Source organism: Morganella morganii H1r, from assembly GCF_000633515.1.
In the GTDB taxonomy this organism is placed as follows: domain Bacteria; phylum Pseudomonadota; class Gammaproteobacteria; order Enterobacterales; family Enterobacteriaceae; genus Morganella; species Morganella morganii_B.
Genome location: NZ_AYMP01000071.1, coordinates 1 through 17,512, shown reverse-complemented (window position 1 = coordinate 17,512; position 17,512 = coordinate 1). Strand labels below are relative to the sequence as shown.

12 protein-coding genes and 1 pseudogene are annotated in these 17,512 nt (G+C 46.5%); all 13 read left to right on the top strand.

Annotated features, from left to right (window positions below; genetic code table 11):
* The first annotated feature begins 11 nt into the window (after positions 1-11).
* Positions 12-785, top strand: a complete 774-nt coding sequence (locus tag U868_RS0122275) for a fimbrial biogenesis chaperone (RefSeq protein ID WP_025155215.1) — start codon at positions 12-14, stop codon at positions 783-785.
* A gap of 73 nt (positions 786-858) precedes the next feature.
* Complete coding sequence (locus tag U868_RS0122270) at positions 859-3,450, top strand: fimbria/pilus outer membrane usher protein (RefSeq protein WP_080694414.1); 2,592 nt, start codon at positions 859-861, stop codon at positions 3,448-3,450.
* Positions 3,441-4,031 (top strand): fimbrial protein, encoded by a 591-nt coding sequence (locus tag U868_RS0122265; protein WP_025155213.1) that lies wholly within the window; start codon positions 3,441-3,443, stop codon positions 4,029-4,031. Before U868_RS0122270 ends, U868_RS0122265 begins: the two co-directional genes overlap by 10 nt.
* A gap of 198 nt (positions 4,032-4,229) precedes the next feature.
* Positions 4,230-4,763 (top strand): type VI secretion system contractile sheath small subunit, encoded by a 534-nt coding sequence (gene tssB, locus U868_RS0122260; RefSeq protein ID WP_029991537.1) that lies wholly within the window; start codon positions 4,230-4,232, stop codon positions 4,761-4,763.
* Positions 4,764-4,783: 20 nt separating this feature from the next.
* Positions 4,784-6,289 carry a type VI secretion system contractile sheath large subunit gene (gene tssC, locus U868_RS0122255; protein ID WP_025155211.1) on the top strand — a complete coding sequence of 502 codons (1,506 nt, stop codon included), beginning with the start codon at positions 4,784-4,786 and terminating at the stop codon, positions 6,287-6,289.
* Positions 6,290-6,458: 169 nt separating this feature from the next.
* Positions 6,459-6,944: an Hcp family type VI secretion system effector gene (locus U868_RS0122250; protein WP_025155210.1), complete on the top strand. Its 486-nt coding sequence runs from the start codon at positions 6,459-6,461 to the stop codon at positions 6,942-6,944.
* A 172-nt stretch (positions 6,945-7,116) separates the two neighbouring features.
* Positions 7,117-7,677, top strand: coding sequence for a type VI secretion system lipoprotein TssJ (gene tssJ / locus U868_RS0122245; RefSeq protein ID WP_025155209.1), 561 nt, complete (start codon positions 7,117-7,119; stop codon positions 7,675-7,677).
* A gap of 3 nt (positions 7,678-7,680) precedes the next feature.
* Entirely contained in the window at positions 7,681-9,027 is a 1,347-nt protein-coding gene (gene tssK / locus U868_RS0122240) for a type VI secretion system baseplate subunit TssK (RefSeq protein ID WP_025155208.1), read from the top strand.
* Entirely contained in the window at positions 9,027-10,409 is a 1,383-nt protein-coding gene (tssL, locus tag U868_RS0122235; RefSeq protein WP_025155207.1) for a type VI secretion system protein TssL, long form, read from the top strand. Before tssK ends, tssL begins: the two co-directional genes overlap by 1 nt.
* An 8-nt stretch (positions 10,410-10,417) precedes the next feature.
* Positions 10,418-14,314, top strand: a complete 3,897-nt coding sequence (tssM, locus tag U868_RS0122230) for a type VI secretion system membrane subunit TssM (protein WP_025155206.1) — start codon at positions 10,418-10,420, stop codon at positions 14,312-14,314.
* Between the two features lie 105 nt (positions 14,315-14,419).
* Positions 14,420-15,076 (top strand): hypothetical protein, encoded by a 657-nt coding sequence (locus tag U868_RS0122225; RefSeq protein WP_025155205.1) that lies wholly within the window; start codon positions 14,420-14,422, stop codon positions 15,074-15,076.
* A gap of 50 nt (positions 15,077-15,126) precedes the next feature.
* Positions 15,127-16,851, top strand: a pseudogene (locus U868_RS0122220) (type VI secretion system Vgr family protein); the annotation flags it as partial.
* Positions 16,852-17,315: 464 nt separating this feature from the next.
* Positions 17,316-17,512 (top strand): hypothetical protein (locus tag U868_RS26405; RefSeq protein ID WP_430623542.1); only part of this gene is annotated, 197 nt, incomplete at its 3' end.

The following is a 17,512-nucleotide window of genomic DNA, read 5'->3' as shown; positions in this document are numbered from 1 at the left end:
CTGAGGTTATTATGTTGGTTAAATTACTAAAGATGTTACTGACTGCAGCTCTCTTTTCCGGTTTTACCGGGGTGGCTCATAGTGCGGTTATTGTAGAAGGAACCCGTATTATATTTGATGGCGGAAAAAAAGAGCAGGTTGTCAGAATTAATAACAGAGACTTATCCAAGCCGGCACTTATTCAGGTATGGGCTGACGATGGTGTTGATGTTAATAATATTAACAATCCTGGTTTACCCTTCGTTATTACACCACCGTTAGTACGAATCGAACCGGGAAAAGGGCAGAGTATCCGGGTTATTTATAATGGTAAAACACTGCCTCAGGATAAAGAGTCGGTCTATTACTTTAATGTTATGGAAATTCCGACTGAAAGTGAAGACACTAAAAATCTTACACAGCGATTAGATATTGCATTCAAAACAAGAATTAAACTTTTTTACCGACCGGAAGCTTTGCGTAAAGAGTCCTCTGTTTCTTATCTTGATAAATTGAAATGGAGTGTCATTAATATTCCCGGGAAAGGAACAGGATTAAAAGTAGAAAATCCATCCCCGTATTATATTTCAGTTTCCGGTATAAAAGCAAAGATCAACGGAAAAGAAACTGAATTAGACGGTGACATGATTGCTCCCGGGTCTTCAGCTGTTTATTCTCAAAATGAGGGTTCACAGATACTGAATGGAAATATAACGGATTTTACTTATGCAATTTTAAATGATTATGGTGCGCAAGTTGTAACAAAAGTTACTAAATCAGGTTCAGGTTTTGCCACCGTAAAATAAAACCGTTTAGTTTTAAAAGGATTTTATCAGGCAGTTAACAAGGAGTGTAACTGCCAATAACAGGGGTATTAGTATGAGACAACATCAATGGAGATTAATGCTCTGTTCTTTCTTATTTCCTGCCGTATCATTTGGTAATACTGCGTTATTGGCGGATGAAAATAATAGTTCTGATAATAAAGTAGAGTATAATTCCGATTTTATTCAGGGACTGAATATTGACGTCTCTGACTATAGTTATGGTAATCCGGTCCCGGAAGGAACCTATACAGTTGATGTTATTCTCAATGATAATAACCGCGGGAAACGCAGCATTCTTTTCAAGAATATCACCAATAATAAACGGGCTGATGCGTGTTTTACCCCGGAGCAGATAGAAGCGCTGGGGATTATTCCGGACAGCCGTCTGGGTAGTCAGCCGGATGAAAATCAAAATAATGTCAGTGACGGCAGTACTTGCCATCCACTGTCTTATTATGTCAGCTATGCAAAAGATTATTATAATACCGCAGATTTATCATTAAATATCACAGTTCCGCAGGCCAGTTTGTCACAACAGTATTCAGATTATATTGACCCGTCCCGCTGGGATGAAGGGGTTACCGCACTGTTTGTTGATTATAACCTGAACAGCTATCTGTCCAATAATAAAGTAGGTAATAGCAAGGATACTTATTATAATACCAATATTAACTGGACGGCAGGTTTTAACTATCAGGGATGGCGCTTCCGGAACCGCAGTAACTCGGTATGGTCAAAAAATGACAGCTTCAGTAATAAGAATATTCAGCTCTATGCCGAAACCGATATTACCCCCTGGAAAAGCCGTTTAACACTGGGGGAAACGTTCACCAATGGCCGTATTTTTGATTCCTACGGAATCAGAGGTGCGATAGTCGGTACTAATACCCGAATGCAGCCGGATTCTCTCAATAACTTTACGCCTATTATCAGCGGTATTGCAGACAGTAATGCCCGGGTTTTAATTCGTCAGAATAATTACACTATTTATGAAACAACAGTAACGCCGGGGCCATTTGAAATTAAAAACTATGGTGCAGTGGGGACTAACGGAACATTGCAGATGGTTATTATTGAAGCTGACGGCAGTGAAAAAGTCCGGGATATTGTTTTCTCCGCGCCGCCGATGATGCTACATCCGGATACCATACAATACTCACTCTCTGTAGGGGAATTACGCGATAATTCGTCCAGCAGTTCACCTGTGGTGGCAGAAGGTGAATTCCTGCAGGGGATCAATAACTTTTTAACCTGGTATACAGGTTTCCAGTTATCAGAAAACTATAAAGCTGTGGCTATCGGTAATGCACTGAATACCCCGCTTGGCGGGATTTCAGTCGATATGACACACGCCCGCAGTGATCTGAAAGATGAATCTCAGTCAGGTGAGTCTTTCCGTATCAGTTACAGTCGTTTGTTTGAAGATACAGATACTAACCTTATTGTATCCAGCTACCGTTACTCAAATGATGGTTATCTTAATTTCCGTGATGCGACAATGATCCGCGATCGCGGGGAAAACTATGATGACCAGAAACGGGATGACGAGGGCAGGTTAATTAATAATTATTTTGGAGTCAGAGCCAAAAACCAATACTCAATTAACCTGAATCAGCGTTTATGGGGTAACAGCTCAGTGTCTGTGATGGGTAACTACTACGATTACTGGACAGATCGTTCGCCGTCATCACAGTGGAGTGTTTCTTATCAGCAAAGCCTGAACTATTTCTCCTATAGTCTGGCCTATCAGCGCGCTAAGACCGGTGCAAACAGTTATGACGACACCTATATGGTTAATGTCAATATTCCGTTCAACAGAGGAATTGACTACCAGCCGTTGTTCAGCAGTTTGTCGTTAATGACAACCCGCAATGCGGATGGTAATACGGCGTTCCAGACATCTGTTTCCGGCAGTCAGGGAGACCAGAGTGAGCTGAGTTATAATCTCGGTGCAACAGCGAATTCACATTCTGAGGCCAGTGATCGTCTGAACGGGTCGGCTAACTACCGGACATCCATCGGGAACTATGGCGTTACAGCATCGATGGATAACAAATCAAACCGTCAGGCCTCTGTGTCAGCCAACGGTAGTATTGTTGCCCATCCCGGCGGTGTAACGCTCGGACCGTCTGTAGGTACTTCAGCATTTGCCATTATTGAAGCGCAGGGTGCGGAAGGTACAACGGCGCTGAATGGCACCGGCAGTAAGGTGGATGGCAGAGGTTACGCCATTGTTCCTCACCTTACTTCATACAGAGAAAACCAGGTCGGGCTCGATGCGAGTAAAGCCGGACCGGATGTTGACCTGATAGATGACCAGGTTGTGGTGGTTCCGCGTGATGGTTCAGCCATTGCTGTGAAAATTAAAACCAATGTCGGTAAACCTGTTGTCCTGATTGTGAGAGGCAGAGACGGTAACTTCCTGCCAATCGGAACCAATATTTATGGCGGTGACGGTGAATATCAGACGATTGTCGGTCAGGCCGGAATGGCCTACCTGCGGGGTTGGGATGGCAGCAGCGGTGCATTATCTGCTAAATCAGGTACTGTCGGTGAGTGTGTGATTAATCCGGAAGCGGCTATTGCACAGAAAATATCGGCTGCCGGTGACTCGGTGGTTCAGGTGGAGGTTAAATGTATTTAATCAATATATTCAAGAAGTGCGGAATATCATTATTCTCCGGCGCAATATCTTTATTTACGCTTTTAGGAATATTTACATACGCCAACGCAGAAATTATATGTGATAATTGTCAAATGAACGTTGAGTTCAAGGGAATTTATCAACAGAATACATGTGATATTTCGGTTAATGGTGCATCGGCAAATGAAACAGTCGTATTACCGACAATTTCATACAAGACATTATCTTCACCGGGAAAGGAAGCCGGAGGTACCTTATTTACTGTTGCATTGAAAGATTGTCCGACGGAGGTTGAAGTAAATCTTTTTTTCAAAAGCTTTGCGGGTAATTTAAATCCTGTAACAGAAAATCTGATAAACAAAACAGATGCCGGATCTGCAAAAAACGTTGAACTTAGACTTCGTGATGCATCGTCAAAGCATATTGCGATTGATAATCCGGCATCAATGCAAGTATACGATATACCAAGTACGAATTCCTCGGTATCTAAGAATTATTACGTATCTTATTATGCCGGAGGAAACGCTGTATCTGCAGGTAATGTGGAAGCTAAAACAGTATTAGAAGTTATTTATAAATAGTCGTGATGTTTATATAAACATAATATGTTCACGAGAAGCGGAATTATCTCAGTTTATATTCAGTAATAATGTTTAATATGTAATAACGCCATTGGTCATCAGCCTGGTATTATTTTTGGTTAATGAAAGCGGCTAATTTGAGTGAAGTAATATTAGTAATTTTACTAATCAAATTAAACAAAAAAAGAGAAACACGGTATGAGAATTAATAACGGTAGTGCTCAGAAGTTCATAGCAAGAAACCGCGCTCCCCGCGTGCAGATTGAATATGATGTCGAGATTTACGGTAGTGAGAAAAAAATCGAGTTGCCATTTGTAATGGGTGTTTTGGCGGATTTATCCGGTAAACCGTTAGAGCCGCTTCCGCCTGTTACTGACAGAAAATTCCTGAGCATCGATATTGATAATTTCGATGACCGCATGAAGGGTATGAAGCCGCGCGTGGCTTTTGCTGTACCAAATACCTTAACCGGCGACGGTCAGCTGATGGTCGATATCACATTTGAAAGCATGGATGATTTTGCGCCGGATGCAATTGCCCGCAAAATCGAGCCACTGGCTGAGCTGCTGGAGGCACGCACTCAGTTAACTAACCTGCAAACCTACATGGATGGTAAAGCAGGGGCGGAAGGTCTGATCATGCAAATTCTGCAGGATAAAGAATTGCTGAAAACCCTGGCGTCAGCACCGAAGCGTGAAGACAAAGTTTCAGATCCGTCTCAGGACGATTAAGAATTGTAGGTGACAGAGATATGTTAGCTCAAAATACTCAGAAAAACGCGGGCGCGAAAGCGACGCAGACACAGGAACAAAGTGATTTCAGTTCTCTGCTTGCGCAGGAATTTAAATCAAAAACTGAACAGTCAAAAACGGCGGTTCAAAACGCTGTTAAAACACTGGCTGAACAGGCTCTGGCGAATTCAATTACGATTTCCTATGACGCGTATAAAAATATCGAGTCAATTATTGCGGAAATCGACCTGAAGATGTCAGAACAGATTAACCTGATTCTGCATCACAAAGAGTTCCAGCAGCTGGAAAGTGCATGGCGCGGCCTGCATTACCTGGTCAATAACACCGAAACCGACGAGAAACTGAAATTACGTTTCATGGATATCTCCAAGGATGAACTGCGCCGTAACATGAAACGCTATAAAGGCGTGGCATGGGATCAGAGCCCGCTGTTCAAACAGGTTTATGAAGAAGAATATGGCCAGTTAGGTGGCGAGCCGTACGGCTGCCTGGTTGCTGACTACTATTTCGATCATACTCCGCCGGATGTTGATCTGCTGGGGTCTATCGCGAAAGTCGCTGCGTCTGCACACGTACCGTTTATCACCGGTGCTTCTCCGTCTGTTATGCAGATGGATTCCTGGCAGGAGCTGTCCAACCCGCGTGACCTGACTAAAATCTTTACCCAGAACCTGGAATATGCAGCATGGAACTCACTGCGCCAGTCTGAGGATGCCCGTTATATCGGTCTGGCCATGCCGCGCTTCCTGGCGCGCCTGCCATACGGTATCCGTACCAACCCGGTTGACGAGTTTGATTTTGAAGAAACCACTGACGGTTCTGATCACAGCAAATATGCATGGTCAAACGCGGCATATGCCATGGCTGTGAATATCAACCGCTCATTCAAACATTTTGGCTGGTGTACGCTTATCCGCGGTGTGGAAAGTGGCGGTGTGGTGGAAAATCTGCCGTGCCATACTTTCCCGAGTGATGACGGCGGCGTGGACATGAAATGTCCGACAGAAATTGCGATTTCTGATCGCCGTGAAGCAGAACTGTCCAAAAATGGTTTCATTCCGTTAATTCACCGTAAAAACACAGACTATGCTGCATTTATCGGCGCGCAGTCTCTGCAGAAACCTGCGGAATATTATGATCCGGATGCAACAGCTAACGCTAACCTGTCAGCTCGTCTGCCATACATGTTTGCCTGCTCCCGTTTCGCGCATTATCTGAAATGTATCGTCCGTGACAAGATCGGTTCATTTAAAGAGCGTGATGATATGCAGAAATGGCTGAATGACTGGGTGATGAATTACGTTGACGGAGATCCGGCTAACTCCTCCCAGGAAACGAAAGCACGCCGTCCGCTGGCTGCCGCAGAAGTGGTGGTTGAGGATGTGGAAGGAAATCCGGGTTACTACCAGGCGAAATTCTTCCTGCGTCCGCACTTCCAGCTGGAAGGTCTGACTGTTTCTTTACGTATGGTCGCTAAATTACCGTCACTGAAAGGTGCAGCGTAATCGCGTCCTGAAACAATATTCCCCCGCTTCATAAAGGGAACAGCAGTTCATTGCCGGTGAGAACCATAAGGATATCAGGTCCGATACCCGGCATAACACAAGTGGTCACCACAGGGTGTGGTTACCTGTCAAAGCAATTTGATTAATGCATTAATAAGAGGAAATACAGATGGCTCAAGATATGTTTTTAAGAATCGCAGGCATCGATGGTGAAGCACTGGATAACGCACACAAGGATGAAATTGAAGTTCTGTCATGGCGCTGGGGTGTAAACCAGCAGTCCAATATGCACAGCGGTTCAGGCGGCGGTTCCGGTAAAGCAACTGTGGAAGATTTCACATTTGTTCACTATACCGATAAAGCAAGCCCGAACCTGCTGAGCTACTGCTTATCTGGTAAACACATTAAAGACATCCAGTTTACTGTCCGTAAAGCGGGTGGTACTCCGCTGGAATACCTGATTATCAAATTCACTGATGTTATCATCACTGATGTTGCGATGCAGGGCTCTATCGAAGACGAAAGCCGTCCGCGTGAAGTGGTTAAATTCTCCTTCACTAAGATGACTCAGGAATATGTTATCCAGAATGCTGAAGGTAACAAAGCAGGTACTATCGCAGCTACCTACGATGTTAAAGCTAACCTGATCAGCTGATAACATTTTATATCGGAATAAAACCTGCTGTTTTCAGGCAGCAGGTTTTTATCCCCGATAATTATTTTTATACATATTTAATTGTTTGCAATTTTTGATGGCGGACAATATTATTTAATTATTCTTAGTTGTTTATACATATCAGCATTTTCATAATGCCAGGCATGGTCATATGTCCGATAATACAGAAAAAAATCATACCATTTTTAAGGTAACGAATATCCTGTGTGCTCTGGTAATATCCTTTCTGATAACCGGGTGCAGTTTTTTCAGTACTTCAAAATCAACCCCGTCTGAAACTAAGTCTGAATCAGAACTAAAAATTAGTTTGGTGGCCAGCGCTGAAATCAATAAAAGTAAAAACCAACTGCCATCACCACTGAATGTATTTGTTTATGCTGTAAAATCAAAGCAATCATTTTTAAGTACCGATTATTTAACCTATTTATATAAAAACAAACCTAATCCTGAAAATGAAATGCTTATTTTGGAATATATCATCAGGCCGGGTGAAACAAAAACAATTGATTATAAAATTAATTCAGATTTTCCCTATATCGGGGTGATTGCAGCTTATAAAGATATCAATAATGCCAAATGGAGCGCCGTATATCCGTTATCAGATTTGCGCGGCGCAACATGGACTGAAAAATACATTTTATTTACCGGGCCTGAACATGAAATTAAAGTCTTATTTTCAAATTCAGTTGTGTCAATCAAAGAGAATGGATGAGTTGTGAGAACAAATAAAGTCGTATGGAGTGAGGGATTGTTCCTGCGCCCTCAGCTATTCCAGCAGCAAGAACGTTATTTTGAATATATTGCTCATAAACGTGCAGCGACCATTAGTCCGTTCTTCTGGGGTTTTGCACAATACGAGATTGATCGTGAGGCATTGTCTTATGGCAAGCTGGTCTTACGTTCAGGGCAGGGGGTTTTCCCTGATGGTACGCCATTCGGAATCCCGGGCCATGATGAGCAGCCTGAACCTTTAACCATTACAGCCGAGCATCTCGGAAAGATGATTTATCTGGCTGTACCGTTGCGTCTTGATAACAGTGATGAAACGATTTTTGATGAATTTGATACCAGTTCATTAGCCCGTTTTTCGTCGTATGAAGAAGAAATTAATGATACCAACGCCGTGCGCCAGGGACCGAAACCGATCCAGCTGGCGCGTATGCGTCTGCGTCTGATGCCGGAAACGGAAATGACGGAATCATGGATTGGTATTGCGCTGGCGAAAGTCAAAGCTATTCAGCCGGACGGCAGTGTGCTGCTGCATCTGGAGGATCATATCCCGCCGGTTACCGGTTATGCGGCTAACTACCTGCTGACGGAGTGGATAACCCACCTGAACGGGCTGGTAAAAATGCGGGCGGATATGCTGGCATCCCGCCTGGCATCCAGTGACGGTAAAGCCAGTGCCAGTGCGGAAGTGGTTGATTATCTGTTACTGCAGATCTTCAATAAATATGAGCCGATCTTAAACCATCTGCGCCATATACCTGAAACCGCGCCGATTGTGATTTATGAGGAGCTGGCGAAGTTTGCCGGGGAGTTATCCACATTCCTGCGGGCGAAAACACGGCGGCCGAATATGGCACCGGGCTATGATCACGCCAACCTGTATGCCTCCATCCGGCCACTGGTGGATGAAGTTCACGGCCTGCTGAACCAGATGCTGGTGCGTTCCGGTCAGAGCATTCCGCTGGTGCGCCAGGAGCACGGTGTCTGGACGGCGTCGGTTATTCCGAGCGAACTGCGCGGGTTCTCCAACCTGGTGCTCGCCGCATCATCACAGCTGCCGCAGGATGTTATGCAGCATCAGTTTGTGGCACAGACCAAAATCAGCTCACCGCATAAACTCCAGGAACTGGTCCGTTCTCACCTGCCGGGGCTGATTTTACGCAATCTGCCGGTTCCGCCGAGACAAATACCTTATACCTCCGGATATCTGTACTTTGAACTGATGAAGCAGGGACCTTACTGGGAAAATATCCTCAACAGCGGTTCTCTTGCTCTTCACGTTGCAGGGGACTTCCCGGGGATACGGCTTGAGCTTTGGGGCGTGAGGGATTAATGAACCTGTTCAATGACAATTACGGTGATGATGACGATCAGGACAAAAAAGGTCCTGACGGCGCATTGACGGATCATCAGGCAGAGCAGTCCCCCCAGTCAATGGGGGCTTTTCTGCATGATGACGGCAGTTTCTTTGCTCCGCTGGACAGTGATCCGCTGGGTAAGGATGAAATTGATTACCGTGATCTTGCAATTAAAAGTGAAAGTATTCAGGCCCGGATTCAGCGTGTCAGCCGGGCGGAAGATCCGTTACTTGAGGCGGTACAGCCGCTGCTGCGGGCACTCAGTGAACTGCCTGAACAGGTCGCTGACCTGAAACAGGTGGAGATCCTCAAAAAGAGTCTGAAAAACGAAATTGCCACTTTTACTGCCGTGTGTGATGCGGTGAGTATCCCGTGGCAGAAAATGGCCATTATCCGTTATGCCATTTGTACCGCGATTGATGAATCCATCCACTCCAAAGCATGGGGGCTGGCGTCCGGCTGGTCGCAGAGTAACCTGCTGAACCACTTTGAAGGGGATAACGACGGGGGGAACAAATTCTTTCTGCTGATCGGCCGTTTGTCCATGAACCCGCAGGAATATACCGATGTGCTGGATATTTTGTCCCGTATTCTCGGACTCGGGTTTGAAGGCCGTTACAGCATCATCGAAAACGGTGATCGCCAGCTGAATAAAATCCGCCAGCGCCTGTTGTCATTACAGCAGAGTACCCGTGACTCTGTGCCGGCGGCATTATCACCGAATGCGACAGTGACCCAGGAAGACCATGAGGTGCGCCGGATATATCTGCCGGTGCGTATTTCCCTGATTATCTGCGCATTTATTCTGATCAGCCTGTTTTCCGTCTTTAAATACTGGCTTTCTGCCGATCTCGGGGAATTTAATGACCGGGTTGCGGCGCTGAAACACGGCGAGCTGAAACATACTCAGCTTGCCGTCAGTGTACCGAAATTACGTCTGGCTATCCTGCTCAAAGATGAAATTGCCAAAGGACTGGTTGAGGTGGATGAAAGTGGTCCGCAGAGTATTGTGACGTTCCGTGGTGATGCGATGTTCCCTTCAGGCCGTAAAGAAGTCAAACCTGAAATGGACAAAATCCTCACCCGTGTGGCGGATGAAGTGAAACGTGTTGACGGTAAGGTGGTCATTGCCGGACACACGGATAACGTGCCTATCGGACGGGCCAAATTTGCCAGTAACGAGGAGCTCTCGCTGAAACGTGCTGAATCTGTGGGGGACTTCTTTGTGAAAGCGGGGATCCCGGCGCAGGAAATTGAGACAAAAGGCATGGGGGCTTCACAACCGGTCAGCAGTAATAAAGATGAACAAGGGCGTGCGCTTAACCGTCGCGTTGTCGTTTATGTTACCTATCTGTGAGTTATAAAATGTCATTCTGGAATCGAACATTTGCACTGCGGTTTTTAAAAAGATTTCTGATATTTCTTTTCTTTTTATTAGCAGCCGCCATCATATGGTACCTGGGACCGACATTCGGCTATGGTGAGATCCGTCCGCTTGAAGACGCTGTACCGCGGATCATCTTCATTGTTCTGCTGGCTGTTATTTTTATCGGACTCTGGTGCCGTGTTCCCTGTTTTCTGCTCGCGGTACTGACACTCTGCGTGACATTCTGGGTTTTCTCGCCCTATCTGCTGCTCGGGGAGTCCTATCCGTTTGAGGAAACCACACCGCGCCTGATTGTTATCGGGGTCATTACGCTGGTGACACTGCTGTACTGTGTCTGGCTGCTGATCTCCATGCTGCGTTACAACCCGGAAAAGCTGGATCGCTTTTTTAAGAAAAGCAGCATTGATCCGGTCCGTGCTACTGAGCGTTACCGGGAAGTTGTCGCCGTTATCAATAATGCGGCCCGTTATGTGGCGCATACCGGCCGTAAAATTTCCCGCTGGAGTCATTTCTGGCGTCCGAAAAAGGTGGTTTACGATCTGCCGTGGTACATGATGCTGGGTCCGAAGGACGCCGGTAAAACGACTGCGGTGTTGTCATCAGGTCAGGAATTTCCGTTACCGGAACAATTGCTGCGCGTTTCCCGTGACAGTACACCAACCGCAAACTGTGAATGCTGGTTTACCAACGAAGCTATTTTTGTTGATACCTCCGGTAAATACATCGATGAATCAGATGAAAATGCGGGTGAGTGGGAAGCACTGGTTAAGGCGATTAAGAAAAACCGTCCGCTGAAATCACTCAACGGTGTGGTGGTCACCATCCCGGTGACTGACCTGATGGGGAAAGATAAGAAAGAGCTGTATGCGTTATCATCAAAATTCAGAACACAACTGGATATGCTGCGCCATGAGTTAGGGGTGCGTTTCCCGGTGTATGTGATGATCACCAAGATGGATATGGTGTCAGGTTTTGATGAATACTTCCGCTCGCTGACGGTGGAAGAGCGCGATCAGATCTGGGGTTTTACCCTGCCGTTTGGTGAGAAAAAGAAAAAATCCGATGCGATTGTCGAGATCCGCGATGTGCTGCGCAATGAGTTATCCTCGCTGGAAAGCCGTCTCGATAAAGACATGACCGCGCGTATGCTGGATGAATATGATGTTACCACGCGTAAACGCATGTATCAGTTGCCGCAGGATTTCCGGTTACTGGCGGACTCTATCACAGAGTTCGGTCAGAACGTGTTCTCGCCGTCCCGTTATGATGATACACAGAAGTATACCTCACTGCGCGGCATCTATTTTGCCAGCAGCACGCAGTCAACCATGCAGTCTCTGCTTAACCCGAACACCATTGTTCAGAAATGGCGGGATATGGCAAACAGCCTGGGGGATGTGGTTACTGACAAAGCCGAGGATACGGAAGATCGTCTGGTTCAGGAAACCGTCAACGGTAAGCATTTCTTCCTGAAACAGCTGTTTGAAAACTTTATCCGTGACCGCAATCTGGTGCGTTACAATCTGGCGCTGACCGCCAAGTACCGCTTCCAGACACTGGCCGGTCATCTGCTGACGATTCTGCTGACGGTCTGGCTCTGTTATGCACTGGTGATCAGTTATCACAACAACCGGAACTATCTCGATGATGCAACGGTGAAAGTGGAGCAGGTGTCAACGGTACTGGATGAGTATCTGGAAAATAACAGTGACGGCCTGCTGGCGAAGATGCTCTCACTGACTCAGGATATTCCGGTACTGGGCGTGTTTGACTTTAAAGATCCGCGTCTGTCTTACCGTTACGGCCTGTACGTCGGTTTTGATATCCGTGAGGAATCAGACAAGATTTATCAGTATTTCCTGCAACGCTGGATGCTGTTCTCACTGGAGCGGATGGCTGAAAAGTCCCTGTTTGACGCCGTAACGGCGGATGATTCGGATGCCATTTACGACAAACTGAAAACCTATCTGATGCTGCACGGCGAAGGGAAATTTGATAAAGATTACCTGATTAAAACGCTGACTGAAGAAGCACAGGCAAACCGGATGATTGAAAACTACGGTCAGACCATTGTCTTTGTTTCTCACCTGGAAGAGCTGTTTAACGATCCGCAGTGGAGCCAGTATAACCCTGAGATTAATGACCGCCTTGTGGCTGCCGCGCGTGTGGTTCTGCAAAAAAAGCCGTTAGCCTCTCGCCTGTACCAGAAAGTTAAAGAACAGGCGATGACGGAGGCGCCTGAAAATATAACACTGAACAAACTGGCAGGTGACCAGTTGGGCAGTATTCTGGAAATCAGTGATGAGTCACTGGCACTGAACGGTATTCCCGGCATTTTCACTAATGCCGGGTATCATCAGGTTTTTAAAAAAAAACTGACTGATTATGTAAAAAATATCCAGAGAGAGGACGGTTGGATCACCGGGCAGAAAAGTGAAGCCCGGCCGGCCGATATCAAACAGCTGGACGGCTTTTATATGACGGAGACAGAAGAAGCGGTACTGAAACTCTATCTTCAGGAATATGTGGCAGTCTGGAATCAGTTCCTCAACGGCATTCAGCTGAAGAAAATTGTGCCGGATGCGGCGGTGGGAAATGATACCACGTTTGATATGTACGCTCTGCAAATCCTCAGTGCGCCGGATTCACCGCTGATTGATATGATTACACAGATCGGCCATGAAACCGCGTTATCTGTTGATTTCGCGAAACAGGAATCGGAACTGCCGGATCTGTCCAAAACCCAGGCCGGCCGGAATCTGACAACCGGGCGTCTGGGGTCGGTCACCCGTAACCTGAAAGATATTCAGACGGTGAAGGAAGCACTGTCGCAACGGGAAACAAAAATCCTGTATGACAATGTGGATCGCCGTTTTTCGGCACTGCACCGCTTAATCAATCTGGATACGTCACCACAGCCGGGAAACCGGAGGATTCAGGCGGGACAGGGTGCTGATAACGGACTGAATAAAATCATCAGTATGCTGGGGGATCAGCACAATTATCTGGTGATCACGGAATCAGCAATGGAGGACGGCAGCGCGCTGCCTTACCCGTCAGAAGCGGAAAAACGTCTGAAAGCGGAGTCCCGGCTTTGGCCTGCACCACTTAAGGCTATCATTATGCCGCTGCTGGGAGGAATATCCGTAAAGCTCAGTCAGCAGTTCACACTGCAAACGAATGAAGCAGTTAAAACGGAATTAGGCGACATGTGTGTCGCCTCTTTTCAGGGCAGCTATCCCTTTGCGGACAGCGAAGAGGAAGTCAGCCTTGAGGAGTTTGAAGTTTTCTTCGGGCCCGGCGGTATAGTGGACGCTTACTATAAAGAGAACCTGGAAAAACTGGTGGATACCAGTGTGTCGCCATGGCGCTATAAACGGGAAGATCTGCGCGGAAATGAAGACCGGGAGGTGCTGCGTTTTTTCGAACAGGCCCGGGAGATCAAAAAAGCCTTTTTTCGTAACGGGATGAGTGAGAATGTTTCTTTCAGTTTTAGCGCAAGTATCCCGGCATTGTCGCCGCGGATTTTGCAGTTTGGTATTAATATTAACGGAACAGCACTGACTTACAAACACGGACCAGTCTGGCCTAAATCATTTAAATGGCCGGTGCAGGATACCGAAAATACGATCACAATGAATGCCGTTTCCGCAGATAATTCAGAAAATACCGAAGAGCGCGTGCTGATGGGTGAATGGACGCTGCTGCACTGGATGGATATGGCGGGCGAACAAAAAAATATATCTGCGGCTAAACAGACGCTGATTTACCGGCTGGGTGATCAAAATGTCAGTATAAATATCAACGGATTAAATTATAAAGGTAAACCGGTGAATAAAATGCTGAAGAGTTTCAAGTGCCCGGTAAATATCTAAGAAATAAGTATTTATAATTAAGAATATTCGTTTACTTATTTAATTGTGGACTTTTCCTATTAATTATCAGAGCGATTTCCTTATATTGATAAATGGCTGCTTATTATGAAAATAAAGACAATTTTCTCAGGATTGGGAAATGGTTCAGGAAGAAAAAGAATTAAGGGTAATCACGTAATTCAGCATGTTATCCGCCAGTGCAGCCAGTTAAATATCAATCAATCGCTTAACAGCAGAGTGATTACAGAACATTTCCCGTGGTGCTTTGTTGTACCGGTATCAGAAAAGAAAGACGAGTTTTATCTCGGTGCTTTCAGTTTTCTCAGTGATGATAAATGCGTGATTCTGTACACAAAGGCAACGGATAAATGGACGATAAAACATCTGAGTACAGCATCAAATGTTATTTTCTGGTGTTCACGGATAATTTCATTTCATATTGAAAATGAAAATTGTGTGATTGATGAAAAGAAATTAAGAAACTGGGTTACGTCGCTGCAACGATATTACTCTCCGCTGTGGGAATCAGTACTCCTGAAACCCGGATTTCAGTTTAAGAACAATTTGGACGTTCTGGTATCTGAAATGACGTATACGGATTGTAATATCAATGACAATGGAGGAGTTAGCGCGATGCCATGGATGAATTGGCCTCATTGTATTAAGTCTTTTGACTCTGCCTGGCTATGGCGTCTGAATCGGCAGGGAAACATTTTAGACTCAATTAAGACAGATATCAGAAACACGGATGTCTCCGTTTAATTATGTACTTAATACAAATTTGATTTGTATCAAACCAATTAGGTGTGAATATGCCTCGAACATTAACGTTATATTGCTCGGCAATGCCGGAATTAGCAGGTGAGCCGGGCTTGGCAATATCAACACTGGAGGGCGAGGAAGCCCTGTCAGCGTTGTATCAGTACAAGGTGGTTGCGAAAACACCCGCAAACCCGGCCATTCCGTGGCAGGTTGCGGCAAACCTTGATCTGAAAAAATTCATCGGGCAGCAGATGACCGTTATTATCGAACTGGATGGTAACGGACTGGAAACTGAACGGGGTTCCGGTAAGGGACACAGAGAGATTACGGGACTTGTTGAGCGCGCCCGTTTTATCGGCAGAGATGAAAATCAGGCGATGTATGAATTTATCGTACGTCCGTGGCTGAATCTGACGACACTGACTTCTGATTATAAGATTTTCCAGCAGAAATCAGTCGTCGATATTATTGATGAAGTTTTATCTGATTACCATTTTCCGATTGAAAAGCGTTTATCTGCGATTTATCCGCCGCTTGACTTTCAGGTTCAGTATGGTGAAACCGATTTCGATTTCATCCAGCGTCTGATGGAAGAATGGGGCATTTACTGGTTCTATGAACATTCTGATCTGAAGAATCGTCTGGTACTTGTTGACCATGTCGGGGCGCATAAACGTACATTCAGTCCGGCGTATCATACATTACGGTATGAGTCTGATAAGCCGAAAGATGGTCAGGAATATATCGATCAGTTTGGTGCTCAGGAAACGATTACGTCAGGGCAGTGGCTGACATCGGATTATGACTTTAAAAAATCCCGTGCTGATATCTCCGCGCTGGATAAAAAGCCGCGTAAAACCAACTTTAATGAGTATGAGCAGTATCAGTGGCCGGGGGACTATGATGATCCGTCAGTAGGGGAATTCCTGGCGCGTGTCCGCAGTGAGGAACAGGGGTGTCTGGGCGCCCGTGCTGTGGGTTCCGGTGAAATCCGGTCTGTTGTATGTGGTACGACCTTTACACTGACAAATTACCCGCAATCCAAAGCAAACCGTGAATATCTGGTGATTTCAAATCAGCTCCGGGCTACTGAAATTAACCAGCAGTCTGACAGTGATGATTTCAGCATCTACACCAGTTTTGTTGTGCAGCCGACAACAAAAATTTTCCGGCCACCACAGACTATCGCCAAGCCGTTCACACACGGCCCGCAAACTGCACTGGTTGTCGGACCGCCGGGTGAGACTGTCTGGACTGATGAATACGGCCGGGTCAAAGTCCGCTTCCTGTGGGATCGCTACGGTAAAAATACGGATGCCGACTCCTGCTGGATCCGTGTAGGGCAGTCATGGGCCGGGGATAACTACGGCGGTATCTACATTCCGCGCGTTGGTCAGGAAGTGATTGTGGATTTCCTGCACGGGGATCCGGATCGTCCGATGATTATCGGCAGTCTGTACAATAACGCGACACCACCACCGTGGGATCTGCCGGCAAACCGTACACAGAGTGGTTTAATCAGCCGTACCATCGGCGGCGGTAAAACCAACTACAACGGTATCCGTTTTGATGACAAACCGGGGCTGGAAGAGTATTGGGAGCAGGCGGAACGAAATATGTCCCGTGTGACCAAACTGAACGAAACTCAGCTTATCGGGGTCAATCATTCCCAGACTATCGGTGTGAGCTCGGACTCTACTATCGGTGTTAACCGCAGTGAAACGGTCGGGGTGAACAAGAGCAGTATGGTCGGGGCTAACAGCAGCCAGATTGTGGGTGCTAACTTCTCCCAGGATGTCGTCGGTACGGCCTCCCGTATTGTTGGTCTGTCGGATTCTGTTGTTATCGGCGGTGCCTTCAGCGGGATATATGGTGCTGCCTATTCCATGAATATCGCGGCAGCCAGCTCGTATAACGTGGGCGGTGCATATGCTATTAACGTGGGTGGTGCTTATTCCACTAACGTCGGTGGTTACCATTCGGTTGCGGTCGGCGGTGCAATGCAGATGGGCGTCGGTGGTGCATTCTCTCTGACAGCCGGTGGTGAACTGGCTATCGGTTGTGTGGGATGCCTGGTGATTACTGCAGATCAAATTAAGATCAAGGCTAAAGACAGCCTGATTCTTGACGGCTGTAATACATACATTAACCCTGGTGATAATGCGCATGCCCGTGGATTCGGTACTCAGCCGGGTAGCCCTGTAGCGATCGCGGCACCGGCAATACCGGGACTACCGGGATTCATCATCTTCCCGGTGATTCCGGTACCACCAATTACGCCGCCACCGACGTTTACAATGACCACTCCGGACTTTACGACGCCAAGTATTACGACGCCGGGACCGACAACACCGGGACCGACAACACCGGAACCGACAACACCGGAACCGACAACACCGGAACCGACAACACCGGGGCCGACAACACCGGAACCGA

Excerpts from the sequence above, each read along its gene's own strand:
- U868_RS0122250 (WP_025155210.1), top strand. The coding sequence starts at position 6,459 with ATGGCTCAAGATATGTTTTTAAGAATCGCAGGCATCGATGGTGAAGCA.
- tssB (WP_029991537.1), top strand. The coding sequence starts at position 4,230 with ATGAGAATTAATAACGGTAGTGCTCAGAAGTTCATAGCAAGAAACCGC.
- tssM (WP_025155206.1), top strand. The coding sequence starts at position 10,418 with ATGTCATTCTGGAATCGAACATTTGCACTGCGGTTTTTAAAAAGATTT.
- U868_RS0122275 (WP_025155215.1), top strand. The coding sequence starts at position 12 with ATGTTGGTTAAATTACTAAAGATGTTACTGACTGCAGCTCTCTTTTCC.
- U868_RS0122265 (WP_025155213.1), top strand. The coding sequence starts at position 3,441 with ATGTATTTAATCAATATATTCAAGAAGTGCGGAATATCATTATTCTCC.
- U868_RS0122270 (WP_080694414.1), top strand. The coding sequence starts at position 859 with ATGAGACAACATCAATGGAGATTAATGCTCTGTTCTTTCTTATTTCCT.
- tssJ (WP_025155209.1), top strand. The coding sequence starts at position 7,117 with ATGTCCGATAATACAGAAAAAAATCATACCATTTTTAAGGTAACGAAT.
- tssC (WP_025155211.1), top strand. The coding sequence starts at position 4,784 with ATGTTAGCTCAAAATACTCAGAAAAACGCGGGCGCGAAAGCGACGCAG.
- U868_RS0122225 (WP_025155205.1), top strand. The coding sequence starts at position 14,420 with ATGAAAATAAAGACAATTTTCTCAGGATTGGGAAATGGTTCAGGAAGA.
- tssL (WP_025155207.1), top strand. The coding sequence starts at position 9,027 with ATGAACCTGTTCAATGACAATTACGGTGATGATGACGATCAGGACAAA.